Origin of the sequence: Streptomyces sp. NPDC091209 (assembly GCF_044757755.1) — a bacterium.
Taxonomy (GTDB): domain Bacteria; phylum Actinomycetota; class Actinomycetes; order Streptomycetales; family Streptomycetaceae; genus Streptomyces.
Genome location: NZ_JBIVVR010000001.1, coordinates 1426864 through 1443456, shown reverse-complemented (window position 1 = coordinate 1443456; position 16593 = coordinate 1426864). Strand labels below are relative to the sequence as shown.

The following is a 16593-nucleotide window of genomic DNA, read 5'->3' as shown; positions in this document are numbered from 1 at the left end:
CGGAGCCGACCACCGGGCCCGGGTGCTCCGGGCAGGCGAGCGGAGCCCTCGGGGCGGTCGCGTCCCCAACCTCACAGGGCAATACGGCTAGGCCCCCGTGGTGGAGCCCGGCCGGATGATCATCAGGACGGTGACGGTGGCCCACAACAAGTTGAAGATCCCGGTGAACATCGCGAGCCGTACGGTCGCAGTACGGCCCACCGCTCCCACCAGGACAACTTCCTCCTGGACCGCCCCCTCCTGGACCGCTCCCGCCTGAAGGGTGCTTTCCCGCGCCGCCCCGGCCTGGACGGCGCCCTCCAGGATCGCGTTCTGCCTGGGCAGTACCAGTGCGGCGAGGACCACGGCCGCGAGCGCGGTCAGCGCGATCGAGACGATCAGCCAGGTGTCGCCGAGCACGCCCATGTCGCTCGCCGTGGCGAACCCGAAGACGGGGACGACGACGCCCGCCACGGCGTACACCTGGCAGATGCGATGCAGCAGCCGGGCGGTGGCGAGTGCGCCCGCGTCGTCCGGCGCTTCGAGCAGCTTGCGCGCGGCCGGCGGGAACATGCTCGCGGCGACCGTGACGGGCCCGATGGCGACGATCGCGGCGATGACATGGACGGCGAGGAGGAACTTGGTCACGGGGTGACGTTAGGGGCCGGGGCGGATCTTGGAGAAGTGGCACTTCTGCCAGGGGCCAACGGATTCCGGCCAGCACCGCACTACTGGTCTTGCCCGGGGTCCGGGTCCTGCCGCCCGCTGCGGACCGCCGTCGGCCGCTTCCTGCCGCATGACGGGAATCCGGCGTATGCCTACGCTCTGGCCATGCACACCGTGGCCGTACTGGCACTCGACCAGGTCATCCCGTTCGATCTCTCCGCCCCGATCGACACCTTCGGCTGGGCCCGGCTGCCCGACGGCCGGCCGGCGTACCGGACCCGGGTGTGCTCGGTCGCGGCGGACATGGAGGTGAGCGCGGGCGCCTTCACTCTGCGCGCCCCGTACGGTCTGGAGGCGCTGGCCGAGGCGGAAACGATCGTCCTGCCCGGCGTCGCCGACCCGTCCGTCCCCCTCCCGCCGGGCGTCGCCGAGGCGCTGTGCGCGGCGGCCGCGAACGGCACCCGGATCGCCTCGGTGTGCGTCGGCGCCTTCGTCCTCGCCGCCACCGGCCTGCTGGACGGACTGCGCGCGACCACGCACTGGGTCGCGGCCCGGGAACTGGCGGCCAGGTACCCGGCGGTGACCGTCGACCCGAACGTGCTCTACGTCGACAACGGCCAGTTCCTCACCTCGGCGGGCGCGGCGGCGGCCCTCGACATGTGCCTGCACATGATCCGCAAGGACCACGGCTCGGCGGTCGCCGCGGACGCCGCCCGGCTGTCCGTCATGCCCCTCGAACGGGAGGGCGGCCAGGCCCAGTTCATCGTCCACACCCAGCCGCCGGTACCGGCGGGCGCGACCATGGAGCCGCTCCTCGACTGGCTGGAGGAGAACGCGGACCGGGACCTGACCCTGGAGGACATCGCCGGCCACGCCGGTACGAGCACCCGCACCCTCAACCGCCGCTTCCGCGAACAGACCGGCACGACACCGCTCCAGTGGCTGCACCGGGCCCGGGTACGACGCGCCCAGTACCTCCTGGAGACGACCAGCTACCCGGTCGAACGCATCGCCACCCAGGCCGGGTTCGGCTCGCCGACGGCATTCCGGGAGCGCTTCAAGCGGGTGGTGGGGACGAGCCCGTACGCGTACCGGCGGGCGTTTCGGGGAGTGGGATCTCCCTGAGGCGAGGGCGCGGCGTCGCTCGCTCAGGCGGGCCGGTCGGCGACGGCCCAGGAGGCGAGGGCCACGGCACCGGCGACGCCGAAGACGGCGGGCCAGGCGCCCACTTTCTTGGCCAGCGGATGCGAGCCGGCGAAGGCGGCGATGTAGGTGGCGGTCAGCACCCCGGCGGCCGTCCCGCCGGCCTGCCGCTTCCACTGCCGCGCGGCGACGACCCCGGCACCGGCGAGCACGACCCCGCCGAGCTGCCGCTTCCTGGTCCACCGGGCGACGCCGTACCCGCCGACAAGCCCCGCGGCGGCCACCATCGAGGCCGGTACCTTCGCCATTGCTGCCTCCTTGTTCGTTCCCCGAGGCTAACGCCCGGTCCGGGCCCGCGGGGCGCGCGGGTGGCCGCGGGCCGGGTGAGGCCCGGTCGCCGCTCGGGGCCGCCCCGGACCCACTGTCGGTGGCACCCGATTGGATGGGCCGTATGACAGCCCGAGACATCGCCGCCGCCCTGCCCGGCATCGACTCCCTGAAGGATCTCTGCCGATCGATGGCCATGGCCGAGGCGATCCTGAACCCCGACGGCGAGTGCTTCTACTCGTACAGCGCCGAGTGGTCCGAGACCGAGCAAGCGGCCTTCATGCGCAACGGCTCGGGCGACGAGTTCGACATCGTCTTCGCGCCCGTCGGGGCGTACATCCGCGGCTTCGACCACGAGTCCCCTTTGAGCCCGTACCGGCGAGAGGACGTGCCGGAGCCCTGGCCAGGTGTGCTGGACTCGGTGCCCGAGGCCTTCCGGCGCTACGTCGACGAGCCCGCCTTCACGGACGAGAACGGATGCCCAGTGGTGACGGTGTGCCTGTGGCGCGAGACGGACGCCCCGTCCTGGCAGACGGGCCAGATCGCCTTCCCCGACGACCACCCGGACCCCGACGGCTCGGCCTGGCTCTTCGAGCTGCTGCTCGCCCCGACCCCGGAGGTGTTCCAAGCGTTCGCCGAGGACTACTACGAGATGCCGGTGGACATCGAGGCCCTTCGCCACATCTACGACCTGCACCCTCTTGGGCTACGGGACATCGTTGCCCTGAACCCGTCGGTCGGTGCCGAGACGGTCGTCGCGGCGGCCAAAGCGATCAGCTACCCCCTCGCCGTCGACTTGAGGCCGACTGCGGGGTGACTCCCTGCGCCGTCGGCGATCACTTCGTTGGTTCCGTTGCCCCTTGTTCGGGCAGGTGGCGTATGAAGGCCTGCCATACGGCGGTTGATACCGCGACGATGGGGCCACCCGTGTGTTTGGAGTCCCGTACGAGGACACCGCTCGGCGTGAAGGATGCTTCCACACACTCGGTCGTGTTACCGCCGCTGTAAGACGACTTGAACCAGGCAGGCTCGGAAGCGGGCTGGAGGCCGACGGGCATTCACAACTCCTTGCGGGCGCGATGGATCATGGCGGAGGACGCCTCAATGTCCAACGCTTGCGCGCGCAGGTACTCGAACGCAAGTCTGTATCGTTCCAGTTCCTCGTCCTTTTCCAGGAACAGGGAACCTGTATGGAAGTCCACGTACGCGACGTCGAGTGCCGGTTCGACGCCACCGATGATCACGAAGCTCCCGAGCGCGGCGGCATGAGCTCCCTTCGAGAAGGGCAGCACTTGAAGCGTTATGTGCCGTGACTCGCTCGCTTCCAGCAGGCGGTCGAGCTGCTCTCTCATGGCCTGCGGCGACCCGACTACCCGGCGGATAACGGACTCGTCGAGGATCGCCCACAGCTGCAACGGCTTCGATCGGGCGAGGATCTCCTGTCGCCTCATGCGGATATCGACCAGCCGCTCGATCTCGGCTGGCTCCAGGGGTACTTCGTTCGCCTTCTGCAGCGCGGTGCTGTACGCGCGCGTCTGCAGGAGGCCGGGAACGTAGACGCAGGAAAAGTGACTCTCGCGTACGGCCTCGTCCTCAAGTGTGAGCAGCAGATTCATGCTCTCAGGGATCGAGTCGGCGAAGGAACTCCACCAGCCTTGCTGCTTGGCATTCTTGGCCAGTCCGACAACGGCCATACGTTCAGCGTCAGTTGCTCCGTACTCGCGGCACAGTGCGTCGACGACGATCCATTTGACCGGCCCGGACTGAGTCTCGTAACGGCTCACTGTCGCCTTGGACACGCCGACAGCCTGCCCGGCTTCCTCAAGAGTCAGGCCCTTGCGTGTGCGCAACTTGCGCATCATCGCGCCTAGTTGGCGTCGCCGGGTGGTGGTTCGTTCGGCCATGCGGCTCCCTCGCCAAGTGCCGGGCGGAGACCCGGACTGCCCCACAGGCTAGGGCAGCACGAACGCGGCCCCGCCATCAGATTCACCCTATGGATTCTCATGAGAAGTTACACAGTGGGAATTCTCTGTGCGATGCTCCCTTACGGATCACTACACAGCGCATCCGAACAGGTGCGTTCGGTGTTGCGCATGTGTGGTGCAAGAGGGAGGAGCGGTCGAATGTCCGGCTGTGAAGTCACCGAACCCCGGCTCCGTTCTGTGCTGCCCTTTGAGGCTGTTCCGGCAGAAGTGAGCCTCCTCCGGAGGGCCGCTGCGGCACAGCTGAACCGATGGGGCATGCCGACGGCCGTCGATGAGGCGGAACTGCTCGTTACCGAGCTGGCGACCAACGTGGTCAGGCATGTCGGTGAAGGGGCCTCGGCGACTCTGATCATTGAGTTGCGCGGTGAGCGGCTGCGTCTCGAAGTGCACGACAAGAGCCGGGTTCTGCCGTCACCGAACGCGGCGGACTGTTACTCGGAGTGCGGTCGGGGCCTGCATCTGCTCGCGGCGTTAGCGGTGGACTGGGGCACGGTGCTGACTGTGGCGGGCAAGGCGGTCTGGTGCGAGATCGCGATCAGCCCCGGCCGGGCGTGCCGGCGCATGGAGCGTGCCGTCGAGGCGCTTGAGGGTTACCAAGACTCCAGTCGCGAGGCTTGGTTTCGGGTGAGTGGGCGGCATATCGGTCTTGAGGAGTCGGCGGTGGAGCTGATCGCGGATCTGCTCCACTGGACGGCTGCTCGCGGGCTCGATCCGGACGATGTCCTCGACCGTGCCCAGATGCGCTACGAAGCTGAAGCAGACGTGGCCTAGTGAGGCCCGCTTGACTGGACTTCCGTATTTGCCCCCGGAGAGTTGCTGCGGTGCGCCAGGATTCCGCGGGAGTGCTCGTGGGCTTGAGGCGGCGGTTGCGTGGGGAAGGTGGGATGCCTCTGTGACGTCGGCCACCGCCACGCGTCTGTGCCCGCCGGTTATGGCTGTGCTGCGCGGCAGGAATCGTCACGATCTTCCCCTCCCGCTCGCTGTGGTTGCTGTGGTGACGGGGGTGGGGATGGGAATGCCGCACACTGGTGTATGCCGCCGTGTCGAGTCGCAATGTCAGTGGGTCATGTCACCCTCTGTGATGGCTGCCGTATGAGGCGTCAGTGGAATTTATGCAAGAGGAGGGGTCATGACCGGGACTGACCGGGACTACACGTCGATCGAGATCTGCGCCGGCGCTGGCGGGCAGGCGATCGGACTGCACGTGGCCGGTTTCAGGCACCTTGCCCTCATCGAGATCGACAAGTACGCGGCTGCGACTCTGCGTGAAAACATCGAAGTGCACCCGAAGTGGGACTGGGAGCGCGACAACTGCGATGTTCTCTGCAAGGACGTGCTGGAGTTCGATCCCGAGCGTGACCTGGACAAGAGCGCCGGCCTTTATCGCAGAGGCGACGTCGACCTGCTGGCTGGCGGAGTACCGTGCCCGCCGTTCTCGCATGCGGGCAAGCAGCTCGGTGAGGACGACGAGCGTGACCTCTTCCCACGCATCCTGGATCTGGCCGAGCTCATCCGGCCCCGGGCGGTGATGATCGAGAACGTCCGCGGCCTCATGGATGCCAAGTTCAATGACTACAGGTCACGGATCCAGGCCCAGCTTGAGGACATGGAGCTGACCGACGAGGGGTTGCCCGGCTACAAGGTAGTGGGCTGGGAGGTGTACGAGGCGGAGAAATTCGGTGTTCCGCAGCTCCGGCCCCGTTCCATCCTTGTCGCCTTCCGTAAGGACGTACTCAAGGATCTGAAGTACGAAGCCCCTACGCCCAGTGCTGAGAGGTTGACGGTCTCCGAGGCGCTTGAGGCCACGATGCTGGAACGCATCGCGCCTTTCAGGACGGGAGCTCGGGCTGCCCAGGCACAGCAGGTATTCGAGGACTGGAAGGCAGCGGCGGACAAGGACGTGGCTCCCACGCTGGTGGGCGGTTCCAAGAAGCATGGAGGCGCTGACCTCGGGCCCAGCCGGGCTAAGAAGGCTTGGCGGGCGCTGGGGGTCTCGGGCATGGGCGTGGCGAACGCGCCGGTGAACGGTGAGCCGACTGGCACCGAGGACCGGGATCTGTTCGGTGCCGACGGTCCGATGCTCACGGTTCGACAGGCCGCGATCATTCAGGGGTTTCCGGTGGAGTGGAACTTCACGGGCGGCAAGACGGCCCAGTACCGGCAGGTCGGTAACGCGTTCCCGCCGCCCGTCGCGCAGGCCATCGGCGAATCGATCATCGAGGTACTCAAGGCCGACCACAAGCGCCGTACCAGCCGTTGACTATAAGTTGCTGAGGAGCGGGACCGGGTCGTGGGCCCGCCCCTCAGCGGCCGTCATGGCATTCGGCTGTCCAGGTGCGACAGGAGAGCGTGGATGTCGTCGGCGTCCATGCCCAGACCCGTGGTCTCCTCCTCCTGAAGATCGCCGAGTTGGCGTACCGCAGGATCGTCGAGCACGCTGCCCAGGAATTGCAGCTTCTTTTCCAGGCGCAGGGCGACGATTTCGTCGATCGTGCCCCGGGCCGCCAGCACCGTCACGCGGGTTTCGGTGTCCGGAGGCAGCCCCAGCCGGTGAATGCGGTCAAGGCTCTGGAGAAAGCGGCCAGCCATGAAGTCGCGGTCCACGTAGACGGCATCGTGGCACACCTGGTGAAGGCTGATGCCTTCGCCAAGGGTGGCAGGGTTGGAGATCAGGGCCATGCAGGACGGGTCCTCTCGGAAGCGGCTCAGCTCAGCTTCCCTGTCCGGGCCCGAGGTGGCGCCGTAAACAGAAGCCGGGGCATGCGGTGCCAGCAACTCCGCCAGGGTTTTCTGGCTTCGGATGAACCCAGTCCACACCAGCGTCTTGCGCCCGGCCTGTGCGTTCCTCGCGACGATGCGAACAGTCTCCGCGTACTTCGGTGAGAGCTCATGCTGAGGAAGCCGCCGCAGCAGCGTCTGCAGAGAGTCGCTGGCAGGGATATCAACCGCTGGCAGCTGAAAGGCGAGCGGATCGTGGGGGTTGTCGCTCGGAGCCAGCAGCGCGGGGCTGATCGCGGCCATCAGCAGGCGCATCGCCGCCTTGCCCAGTGAGGCCAGATCACCCCGGCGAGCGGACGGGTTCCCCTTGAGGGCGCTGTACAGCTCGCGGTGCAGCGGAGGAAGGTCGACATACCGGACCGCCGGTTCGAAGGGCGGGAGGCCCAGTTCCTTCTTTGTCGTACGGGTGAACAGTGGGCGCAGGGCCTGGCTGGCGTAAGCGAGGTCACCACCGCTGACCGCTTCGACCACGAGCTGTTTGCCGCGTCCCGGCCACACGAACGAGAGCAGGTTTTCCAGATCCCGGGCGCTGTTGGGGGCTGGCGTCCCGGTGAGGATGAGACGCCGCCGGGCCAGTGGCCCGAGCGAGAGACAGGCAGAGCCGTAAGTGCCGCGCGCTCCGAGTTTCATGCGGTGCGCCTCATCAAGCACGAACATGGCCGGAGCCGTGCGCAGCCACTCCGACAGTCGGCTGACAGAGCCGGACAGCCGCTCGTAGTTGACCAGGACGACATCAGCTTCGGGATCCAGAGATCCGTTGTCCATTACGGAAGTTCGCAGCGGCTCCTTGAAACAGACGTCACCTTCGAAGCGCCAGGCCTCATACGCCGCTTTGGGGCAGATGACAAGCAGACGCCGGACCTCGCCCCGCTCCCGCAGTGCGCTGAACACGGCGAGAGTCGTGCGGGTCTTGCCGGCTCCGGGAACGCTGAAGTTCGCGCCATGGCCCAGGGACAGCAGCTCCCCGATATCCCGGAGCTGGAATGACGTCAGGTCTGCCTGCCAGCCGGCGCCAAGCAGGGCGTGGACATCCTCCGGCGCGAGCGGCGCTGACTGGGACTCGGCAGACGGTGAGCCAAGCCGGGTCTGCACGGTCTCAGAGTCATCAAGAACGCCGGTGACCAGGCTGGCCAGCTCGGGTTCCCACTCAACGTCAGTGTGGGGCCAGCCAGCCAGTTCGCCGATGACGGACAGGAAGCTGTCCATGTCGGTCTCCGACGCCAGCGGGCCCAGCTGGCCACCCGGAGTCACCCGGGTGGCCAGCATGCCGAAGTCTCCTTCCAGGCCTGGCCTGGCCCGGAGTACCGCCCGTGTCCTTGTGACGTCGAACGTGATGCGCAGAGACGGACTGTCAGGTTGTGTCATTGCTGGCCTGCCACGGCCTCACGCAGCCAGGCCAGGCCCTCCCCCGGAAGCTGAATGCTCCTTGAGGCCTCAGCGGACACCTTCGTCAGTGCTTGCCGGAGCGTGATCAGAGCGTCGTCGAAAGCGCCCTCGTCCAGGCTGTTGTTTCCGCGGGCCATGACCAGGTCAGTCACACACTGTTGAAGATCGTCGACTGCCGCGGTGACTCGATCGGGAGCGGCAAGTCGCTTCTTCTGCTTGCGCTTCTCGTCAACAGCGGCCTGGACCGACTCGCCAAACGCAGTCCCCAAAAGCTTCACGGACTGGTTGGCGTCAGTGATCTCCTCGGGTGTCGCGGTGGCTGCGGACTTCTGCGTAGCCTTGGCTTTGAGCAGCGTGTCCGTGAGGGCGCGCGCCTGCGCCGTTTCAGAACTCGGGGCCGGCACGGAACGGTTGAGGCCTGGGATAGAAACCGCCTTCGGGGGCTCTGGTACCACGGCCCGAGATCGCTCGGGCAGGCGATGCTCCAGAAACTTCTCGCGAAAATCGGTATGGATGGCCCGAATGTCAGTCTTGGCGATGTCGAGAACGATCGCGGCCAGACGGTACTCAAGAAGCGTGTCGGCCTTTTCCTTGTTCCTGGCCTTCTCCTTTACGTAGACGCGGTACAGCTCGGCGAAGCGCTCCTGGGCGTCCTCGAAGTCCATCAGACGCAGTTTGTTCCGTCCGTGCTCGCTACGCTTCTCCAGGTCACGCAACTGTCCGAGGACCCAGGTATCCCGTTCCAGCGCCGGTGTCGTGGTGTGGAACAGCTTAGAGATTGCGGCGAGGGGAAGCCCCAGCTTGATCTGCTCCTCAACGGCCATGAGACGGTTGATGTAGGAGTACTCGCGCCGACGGTCAGGCCTGAGCTGCAGCGACAACTCGACCGTGAGGATGTCGTCCCAGGTGCAGCTGGCGGGGAGTACACCTACACGGATGGTCCGGACGCCCAGCTTCTTGAGAGCGGCCCGTCGGGTGTTTCCGTTGACGAGAACACCTTCACGGGAGATGAGTCCCGGCTCGTTCTGCCGGTGTTCGCGAAGGCTCTCCATCAGCTTGTCGAAATCCGGGTCGCGCTGGTGCGGGTCAGACGGCTTCGCCATCAGCAGGTCGTGCAGATAGCTCTGGCCGGCGTCGGACCATGCGTCCTTCGCCAGTTCCTGTTCCTGCAAGGGGTCGTGGGCGCGCTGAGCGCTGACTCTGTGTGTAGCGGGGTTGTAGTAGAGCCGGTCTACGTCCATGTCGATGACCTCGACGTGGATCGGCCGGCCCCGGAACTCCACACGGAGCGTCTCGGGCACGGCGTCGCCCGTGCGCGCGTCCTGAAGCCGCTGTTCGACCAGGGCGCGGTTCTCCTCCGCAGTCGGCGGGACGCCAAAGTCCGTCGGCATGGGTACCTCTCGTAACTGGATTGAGCATTGGGGGCTGATGGGGGCGCGCCGATGGCCGGCCCGCCCCCTTCGGGCGTTTACTTCAGACCGTCACGGAAGGAGTCGCGTGCCTCGGCCGGCAGGGCGCGGTACCTCGCCCAGAGGTCTTCGACGGCGCTGAAGGTCCGGGCGTCCTGCTTGATCCAGGTCTTCAGGATGTCGAGTTCGAGGGAGGGCAGCGATACAGCCTCGGAGAGCAACGCCGGCACGTCGTACGTGGAACCGATCCCGCCGACACGGCAGCGGTTGCACTCGACGACGTACTGAAGCGCCTTTGTGCCGTCCAGCTGTACGACTTCACGTCTGGCCACGTCGAGCTGAGCCGTGACATCCGAGTCGGCGTAGGTGTCTCCCGGGGCGGCACCGCAGGAACTGCACTTGTGGCCGTACGCGGCCAGCAGCTCCCGGCGCTGGTTCACCGTGATCGCGCTCTTGGGCCGGGTGCCGCGGCCTGGCTCCCAGACGGGCTCACCGCGCTGGACATAGCGCTGCTCGTTGGCGTCAAGGTCAATGTCCTCGCGCTTGGTGTCGATTTTCCACCCGAAATCGCGGAGATCCCGCATGCGGCGGTCGATCTGCGCCACATCCGGAAAGGCATCACGCAGCTCCGTCTTGGTGAAGACGTTTCCCTCGCCGACCACCTGGACAAGCCAGAGTGCGGCGCGCTTCATCGTGCCCAGTTTGCTGTCCCGCCATGAAGGCAAGGCCGTGCTCATCTCCACCTCGCAGAGCTTGAGCGGACCAGCCCGACTGCGTGTCAGGGCAGTTGGCGCCTGACAGTGGCCCGCTGAGCACAACGGAACCTCAAGTGCGTCTGAAAGAGAAGTGGCTGGGTGTCCAGATGAGGATCCGGACACAGATGCTGAGTCAGCCGGGGGTGGCCGGAGGCACACTGTCGTCAAGAGCTGTGGCGGGGTGGGACAGAAGGAGCTGGCGTGCCGCGATCGGGTCGCTTCAGGGAACTGGATGCCGGAATACCGGAGGAGAGAAAGGTCCTCGCCAGGACCTTGCGCAGCTTGATGAGGGTGGTCGGCCTGCCGCTGAGGCAGACACATGCCGAGCTGGCAAGGCGTGACCGAGGCTGCGACACCTCATCGAGTGCACTCTCCGATCTGCTCAACGCGCGCATCCACAAGCCGAAACGTGAGGTGATCCGCGCGCTCTACGACCTGGCGGAGACGGTTGCGCGGACGAGCGACGCCTCGATGCCGGTCACCTGGGAAGAGCTTGAAGACCTCCGGGTCAAGGCATGCGAACCGCCGGCGGCTTTGTGCGCGGACTGCCAGCGCACCGTGTTGCCGGTCCCCCTGGCGCAGGGGGACCGGCAACACGCGGAAGTGCAGTGGCCCACCGCGCTGGCCCTGTTGGACATGAAACAGAACAGAAGGGCCGAGGATGTTGCCGGCGTTCTGCGGCACGTCGGCGTGGCGGGCGGGCCGACGGAGGTGGCTCACGCGGTGACCGCGTGCAGGGCATGCGGGCTGGGTTCTGAGGCGGACGTGATTCTCCGGTATGCGCAGACCGGGCGTGATGGGCGCCATCTTGCCGAGATTGCCTATGAGTTCATGAGGATCAAAGACAACGCCATGGCCCAGCGCGCACTCGGGATGTTCCTGGCTATGTAGGAGCGTCCGCCTTGCTGGCGGGGGAGGCCGGACGCCTGGATACCACCGCTTGGCGGATCGCTGCACTGCATTCTTCCGCTGGCTCGTGCTCCCAGAAGCGCAGGACAAGCCAGCCGGCTGCCTGTAGGCGCTCGTTTGTATCGCGGTCGCGGGCCATGTTCCGGGCCACCTTGTCGGACCAGTAGCCGGGATTGGTCTTTGGGGAGACGTAATGCTCAGGGCAGCCGTGCCAGTAGCACCCGTCGATGAAGACAGCTACTTTCGTTGGCCGGAAGACCATGTCGGCGGTGCGGCGAAGGTCTGGCATCGGGCGGGCCGCCACCCGGTACCGCAGCCCCTGAGCGTGTACTAGCCGGCGGACGAGGCGCTCTGGAGTGGTGTCCCGGCTTCGGATTGCCTGCATGTTGCGGCGACGCGCGGCGGACGACGCCCATGAGCCCTCGGGCGGTACCCAGGCGGGCTGAGGCGGTTCTGGTTCTGAGGTGGGAGTTGTCATCTGTGGTGGCTTACCAGCCGGACAGAGTTGGTGGCAGTTTTCCGTAAGGGAGGAGGCGACCTTGTTCGATGATCTCGGCGAGGTCGTCCTTTTGCTGGCTGCTGCCGACAGCGGCAACCGCGACTTTCAGGGCGTCGAGCGCTACGTGATAGATGGCATCGGCTTCTCCTGTCCCCCGCGCGATCGAGGCGATCCGGCTGGGCATCGGCTCCGCGGTGACCACCACCAGATGCGGCAGTCGTCCGCGCCGGTGCCTGATCATTTGGAGGAACTCATGGCGCACATTTTGTACGCGGTCTGACCTGATTGTCCATTTGCAGGATACTGCGGCATGCAGATGGGGGCAGGGTGCGGCCTCGGCCCTGGGACTCGTGACGCCTACGGTCACATCAGGTTTGATGAGGTAATCGCGGCCCAGGTCGACACGGAGAGTGGCGTTCTTGCGTACCGCTTCGGCGACTCTGTCCAAATGCTTGTACTGTGCGAAGTAGGCCACCGTCTTCTTGTGATCCACGTGCCACGAGCGTTCCGGAGCCAGGTGGGGCAGCGCGGTTCTCAGATGGTCACAAACGGCGTGTTCCAGCGCAGGGCCGAGACTCTCGGGGGTGCCGGGAAGTACGGCATCGGGCTCCACCCCCAACGCCTCAAGGATGTGTCCTGCGAGCAACTTTGATGTATTGCTGTCGGAGTCGGCCGTGTTCGGGACGAGCTTTCCGGTCTTCTCCAGCCTCTTCCAGCCTAGGAGGCGGGTGGCGAATGGCGCGTGCATCGTCAGTCCTGTCTGGTGTGTGACGGCAAAGGCGGTGCGGATTCAACGGGGTCGTCTGGCTGGGCGAGGACCCATTGCTTTCCGTCCAGGACGGCCAGGGGGGCGTCCTGATGATGGGCTCGCGCGCTGACCACTCGTGCGCTGACGAACTCGCCTTCCTCTGGGAGGGGGAGCCCCAGCTGGCCGGCGATCTCGCGGTGGCTGGCATAGTCCCCCATGATGAGGATGCCCTCCGTACTGAGCGCCGACCGGCTGCCGCTGTTGCCGCGGACTCGCTTCATGTAGTCCTTCTGCTGAGCCACCGTGCGGACCACGTTGCGGCCGATGCGCCGTTTCTGGGCGCGTCGGAAGAGCTCGTTCAAGCGACCCTGCCCGGAGTTTGCGGCGAACACGGCTTCGCGATCCGCAGCGTCCATGTGGAGCAGCACATTCTCGGGGAGGTCCTCGTCCCGCCAGAGCCACTTGATCTTGTCCCGGTGGCCAGCCTTGATCGTGAGCTTGAGGTCCCGGTTGTTCCCCCTGTTCAGCCACTCGTCGCGTATCCGGACGAGGCCGACGCTCCAGAGAGACTTGTCATCGTCCGCCCAGGCCAGGAGGCAGAGATGGCCCATCGCCTCAGGCGGAATCATCCAGCCCCCGAACTGCTGGGAGTACTTGCAGTCGACGTCGACGCCGGCGATCTGGTAGTCCATAGCGTCGCCGTCGGCGAACCTGAACTCACGCTGCAGATTGATCTCTACGAGCGTTCCCGCGTGAGTTTTCTCGGTCTTGAAGAGCGTCTTCCAGTCGTAGCGTCCGGTTACCTCACCGTTGAGCAGCTGGTCGATGGTGTCACGGAGGATCCTGGCGAATCGTTGGCCCGTCGGGTCGAGCGCCTTGATGTGCTCGTAGACGTCGTCGAGTTCAGGGTCCACCCCGGCTGCCGCTTGCAGCTGAGCGACCGAAACGGCGGCTTTGATGTCGGCCTCTTCGAAAGGAAGCATGCTCTCCTCGTCGGTGAGTGATTTGCTTCGTGCGGAACGGTCGCGACTCAGGACGCATTGACGATAACCGCGTCTGGGCGGCTGGAGTCCTTCGTCCGGAAGCGCACGAGCCGCTGTTTCGTGTCGATGGCCGCTTTCGGCGGAATCACGGTGAACGCCATGGTGACCCGGTCAGCGGCCGCAGCGCCCGTAGCGGCTACGGCCTTCACTTCATCATCCTGAGCAGCCTCTACAACGGGATACAGAAGGACTACACCTTGAGCCGCTCCGAGAGTGGGGTTGCTGTCCTCAGGAGTGTCCGAGTCTGGCCTGCTGATCAACTGCTGCGCGTACATGCGGTGTTCCAGGCCCGAGATACGGCCGAAGGAGAGCTTGCCGGCCTGCCGACTTCGGCGGAACAGAGAGAAGGGGCCTTGGTCCAGCAAAGTGGCTTCGATCCGGTTGCGCTGCGTGCGCTGCGGAGCGATGACCAGCCAGTCGTCGACCCTGGCCAGGCGTCCGTCGAGCTGGGACAGGTAGGCCAGGTGCGGGGTGAGCACGTTGTCGTCCTCCCACTCCAGTGAGCCGAGGACGGAAAGGAGCTGGGCGTGCGGGATCACCGTGGTGGCTGCCTGGAAGCTACGGGATAGGGGTGACGTGTCATCCGGCCGCAGCAGACAGGTTGTTGGAGTCCCGAGGAGAGCCGCGAGAACAGGCTTCCAGCGCTCGGTGTTCCGTGCCGTGATCTTGGAGTCCAGCGGGTATGCCGCCGGTTCGATCGGCGTTCCCGGCGACCGCACCTCCACCAGCTCCGCGTTGAACATCTTGTTCCGGGCCGACGGTTTCACCCACGGCAGGTGCTGGCTCACCAGGGGTGGGATCTGGGCGGGGGTGACCTGGGGGCGGCCGTCCACCAGCGGGGCGTAGCGGGCCAGCTCGGCGCGGAACAGTTCCTCGTCGCGGCAGATCGCCTCGAACGCCTCGTACAGGTCGACGGTCTTGGCCCTGCGGCCCCGGCCGAGGGTCTCTTCCCGGCCGATGTACAGCCGCACCAGGTCCCGGTACCCGGGCCGGAAACCGAACCAGCGGCCCATCTGCATCAGGGTGTCGGCCTGCTGTGTCGTACGGCGGTAGTACGTGATCGTCAGGCCCTCGACCGTGAATCCGCGGGACAGCTTGGTGCCGCCGACCAGGATCTTCCAGACGTTCGGGGTGCGGTCGAAGTCCAGGTCGGGCTGGGCGTAGTCGCGTTCGCTCTCGCCGTTGACGACGATGACGGGGCTGCCGCCCCGATTGATCAGTTGGCAGGATCCGGAGATGAAGGGCTTGAGCCCCGCGTACGTCTCGGGGGTGGGCAGGGAACTGTCCGCGTAGGTGTGGAAGTCCCTCTCGAAGAGGGAGGCCAGACGGGTGTGGCCCGCCGGGCCGGTGTAGGCGGCGTTGCGCCACATCGTCCGGATACGCTCGGCGAGCACGGCGTGCTCGGCCATGCGGACCGATTCGTGCACGAGCATCGTGTGGTGCCGGAACGGGCCGGAGGGGACGCCGTGCGCTTCGCGGTAGAGCTTCAGGGCGCCCGTGAGGACGAAGGCGTCCAGGGCTTCCTGGAGGCGATCGCCCGTGGACTCCGCCTCCATGACGGGGTCGCCCGTGTAGTCGCAGATGCCCCGGACGTGCTTCCTCTCGGCCTCGCCTTCGCCTTCGTCGAGGTTGTCGAGGTCGTGGAAGTCCTGGACGCCCATGTAATCGGTGGGACGGGGGAGGGAGATCAGGAAGTCGCGCGGGAACAGGTCTTCCTCGTCGCTCGGGTCGACGAACACATTGGCGAACGGGGTCGCGGTGTAGCCGACGTACTGCGCACGGGGAAGCAGCTTGAGCAGGGCGCTTATCTGGCCGTTGATCGCGGTGCGGGTGACCTTGCCGTCCTCCCACTTCTTGGGGTCCGTGGTGTTCACGGAGGCCTGGTCCGACTCGTCGTCGATGATCAGGGCCGGGATCTCGCCGAGGATCGGACCCATCTTCTTGAGGTCCTTGACCAGCTTCTCCAGCACCGACTTGTTCTTCTTCACGACCATGATCCGTGCGCGGGCCGCGTGCAGGTTCGCCGGGTCGTGCAGGGGGCGGGTGCGGTCGGGCTTCTCGAACTCCAGCGCGCTGATGCCGCGTTCCAGTGACATGTAGTCGCGGTCGCGCGAGGTCAGACGCTCGATGTCGAAGGCCCCGAGGTCGGAGGGGCGGGCACCGAACGAGACGAACTTCGCGGGCCAGTCCTCGTCGTCCTGGTAGTCGATGCCGACCAGGGCGTCCGGGTCGTTCGGGTCGGCGGCTCCCAGGATGTTCTCCTGGCCGATCAGTTCCATGTCGAGACGGCGCTGGGTCTGGCCGCGCAGCAGGTTCAGGGTGCCGCCCAGGACGATGACCAGGCGGTAGCCCGCGTCGATGGCCTTGGCGGTGACGCCGGTGAAGTTGGCGGTCTTGCCGGACTGTACGTAGCCGACGACCAGCCCGCGCGCGCCGTAGGGGTCGTCACGGGTCGGGTCGGCGAGCCGCTCGACGACCGCGTGGGCGGCCTCGTCGAGGCCGGAGACCGCCGCGTCGCTCCAGCCCTTGCGGCGCAGCAGACCCTCGTAAGACGCCCAGTAGAAGGAGCGGTTCGCCGCCTGGTCACGGGTGTACCAGGCCTGGAACTCGCGGCTGATGGTGACAGGACCCGGTTCCATGTGGACCGGGACGGCCACGTCGAGCGCTTTGCGGAGATCCGCGTCCAACGCGAGCCTGTCGTGGACCTCGGCTCGGCGTTCCGGGGTGCGAGGCGCGGTGGTCGACCACGTGGGGGACTGTTCGAAGTCCCATGCGGTGAGCTTGCGGCGCCACAGGGCCAGCAGCTCGTCGCCGGGGGCCGCGGCCAGAATGCGGTCGTGGAAGCCGGTCACGTCCGTGTCCACCGGTTCGTCGGCCTCGGCGAGCGCGAAGGCCAGCTTGGCGAAGTGCCTGGGGCCGCGCCGGCTCATCGCGTCGAGGATCTCGCCGTGGAGGTCGGTGAGGTG

At 66.5% G+C, this 16593-nt stretch carries 16 protein-coding genes; 5 read left to right on the top strand and 11 right to left on the bottom strand.

The features are described from left to right. Positions 1 to 87 precede the first annotated feature (87 nt). Positions 88 to 627 carry a hypothetical protein gene (locus ACIQRL_RS06265; RefSeq protein ID WP_401327641.1) on the bottom strand — a complete coding sequence of 180 codons (540 nt, stop codon included), beginning with the start codon at positions 625 to 627 and terminating at the stop codon, positions 88 to 90. A gap of 183 nt (positions 628 to 810) precedes the next feature. Here ACIQRL_RS06265 and ACIQRL_RS06260 point away from each other — a divergent pair, with 183 nt between their 5' ends. Next, positions 811 to 1770 (top strand): GlxA family transcriptional regulator, encoded by a 960-nt coding sequence (locus ACIQRL_RS06260; RefSeq protein ID WP_401327640.1) that lies wholly within the window; start codon positions 811 to 813, stop codon positions 1768 to 1770. 23 nt (positions 1771 to 1793) lie between these two features. Here the strand turns inward: ACIQRL_RS06260 and ACIQRL_RS06255 are convergent, their stop codons facing one another. Continuing rightward, positions 1794 to 2096 carry a hypothetical protein gene (locus ACIQRL_RS06255; RefSeq protein ID WP_401327637.1) on the bottom strand — a complete coding sequence of 101 codons (303 nt, stop codon included), beginning with the start codon at positions 2094 to 2096 and terminating at the stop codon, positions 1794 to 1796. A gap of 143 nt (positions 2097 to 2239) precedes the next feature. On the opposite strand from ACIQRL_RS06255, the gene ACIQRL_RS06250 reads away from it, so the two are divergent. Beyond that, positions 2240 to 2932: a hypothetical protein gene (locus ACIQRL_RS06250; RefSeq protein WP_401327635.1), complete on the top strand. Its 693-nt coding sequence runs from the start codon at positions 2240 to 2242 to the stop codon at positions 2930 to 2932. Between the two features lie 19 nt (positions 2933 to 2951). Here ACIQRL_RS06250 and ACIQRL_RS06245 read toward each other — a convergent pair whose 3' ends face one another. Both ACIQRL_RS06245 and ACIQRL_RS06240 read right to left on the bottom strand, forming a co-directional pair. Further along, on the bottom strand, positions 2952 to 3173 hold the full coding sequence (locus ACIQRL_RS06245; RefSeq protein ID WP_401327632.1) for a DUF397 domain-containing protein: 222 nt from the start codon (positions 3171 to 3173) through the stop codon (positions 2952 to 2954). Then, positions 3174 to 4019, bottom strand: coding sequence for a helix-turn-helix domain-containing protein (locus tag ACIQRL_RS06240; RefSeq protein WP_401327629.1), 846 nt, complete (start codon positions 4017 to 4019; stop codon positions 3174 to 3176). 189 nt (positions 4020 to 4208) lie between these two features. Here ACIQRL_RS06240 and ACIQRL_RS06235 point away from each other — a divergent pair, with 189 nt between their 5' ends. Together ACIQRL_RS06235 and ACIQRL_RS06230 are read left to right on the top strand one after the other, a co-directional pair. Next, the gene (locus tag ACIQRL_RS06235; protein WP_401328138.1) at positions 4209 to 4871 is read left to right on the top strand and encodes an ATP-binding protein; all 663 of its coding nucleotides are present in this window, start codon (positions 4209 to 4211) and stop codon (positions 4869 to 4871) included. 358 nt (positions 4872 to 5229) lie between these two features. Continuing rightward, positions 5230 to 6360 carry a DNA cytosine methyltransferase gene (locus ACIQRL_RS06230; RefSeq protein WP_401327627.1) on the top strand — a complete coding sequence of 377 codons (1131 nt, stop codon included), beginning with the start codon at positions 5230 to 5232 and terminating at the stop codon, positions 6358 to 6360. Positions 6361 to 6413: 53 nt separating this feature from the next. Here ACIQRL_RS06230 and ACIQRL_RS06225 read toward each other — a convergent pair whose 3' ends face one another. The 3 genes from ACIQRL_RS06225 to ACIQRL_RS06215 all read right to left on the bottom strand — a co-directional run bounded on the left by ACIQRL_RS06225 (position 6414) and on the right by ACIQRL_RS06215 (position 10410). Continuing rightward, a complete protein-coding gene (locus ACIQRL_RS06225; RefSeq protein WP_401327625.1) occupies positions 6414 to 8243 on the bottom strand; it encodes a DEAD/DEAH box helicase in 1830 nt (609 codons plus the stop codon). Next, complete coding sequence (locus ACIQRL_RS06220) at positions 8240 to 9655, bottom strand: ParB N-terminal domain-containing protein (protein WP_401327622.1); 1416 nt, start codon at positions 9653 to 9655, stop codon at positions 8240 to 8242. Before ACIQRL_RS06220 ends, ACIQRL_RS06225 begins: the two co-directional genes overlap by 4 nt. A gap of 77 nt (positions 9656 to 9732) precedes the next feature. Further along, positions 9733 to 10410 (bottom strand): hypothetical protein, encoded by a 678-nt coding sequence (locus tag ACIQRL_RS06215; RefSeq protein WP_401327620.1) that lies wholly within the window; start codon positions 10408 to 10410, stop codon positions 9733 to 9735. A 219-nt stretch (positions 10411 to 10629) separates the two neighbouring features. Here ACIQRL_RS06215 and ACIQRL_RS06210 point away from each other — a divergent pair, with 219 nt between their 5' ends. Then, positions 10630 to 11319, top strand: a complete 690-nt coding sequence (locus ACIQRL_RS06210) for a hypothetical protein (RefSeq protein WP_401327617.1) — start codon at positions 10630 to 10632, stop codon at positions 11317 to 11319. On the opposite strand, the gene ACIQRL_RS06205 is transcribed toward ACIQRL_RS06210, so the two are convergent. The 4 genes from ACIQRL_RS06205 to ACIQRL_RS06190 are packed head-to-tail and all read right to left on the bottom strand — an operon-like array spanning position 11312 to position 16557. Then, positions 11312 to 11815 (bottom strand): very short patch repair endonuclease, encoded by a 504-nt coding sequence (locus ACIQRL_RS06205; RefSeq protein WP_401327615.1) that lies wholly within the window; start codon positions 11813 to 11815, stop codon positions 11312 to 11314. The two genes, ACIQRL_RS06210 and ACIQRL_RS06205, sit on opposite strands and share 8 nt — an antisense overlap. 10 nt (positions 11816 to 11825) lie before the next feature. Then, on the bottom strand, positions 11826 to 12584 hold the full coding sequence (locus ACIQRL_RS06200) for an NgoMIV family type II restriction endonuclease (RefSeq protein ID WP_401327613.1): 759 nt from the start codon (positions 12582 to 12584) through the stop codon (positions 11826 to 11828). A gap of 2 nt (positions 12585 to 12586) precedes the next feature. After that, a complete protein-coding gene (locus ACIQRL_RS06195) occupies positions 12587 to 13567 on the bottom strand; it encodes a NaeI family type II restriction endonuclease (protein WP_401327610.1) in 981 nt (326 codons plus the stop codon). Between the two features lie 47 nt (positions 13568 to 13614). Then, positions 13615 to 16557, bottom strand: coding sequence for a Z1 domain-containing protein (locus ACIQRL_RS06190; RefSeq protein ID WP_401328135.1), 2943 nt, complete (start codon positions 16555 to 16557; stop codon positions 13615 to 13617). Between the last annotated feature and the right edge of the window lie 36 nt (positions 16558 to 16593).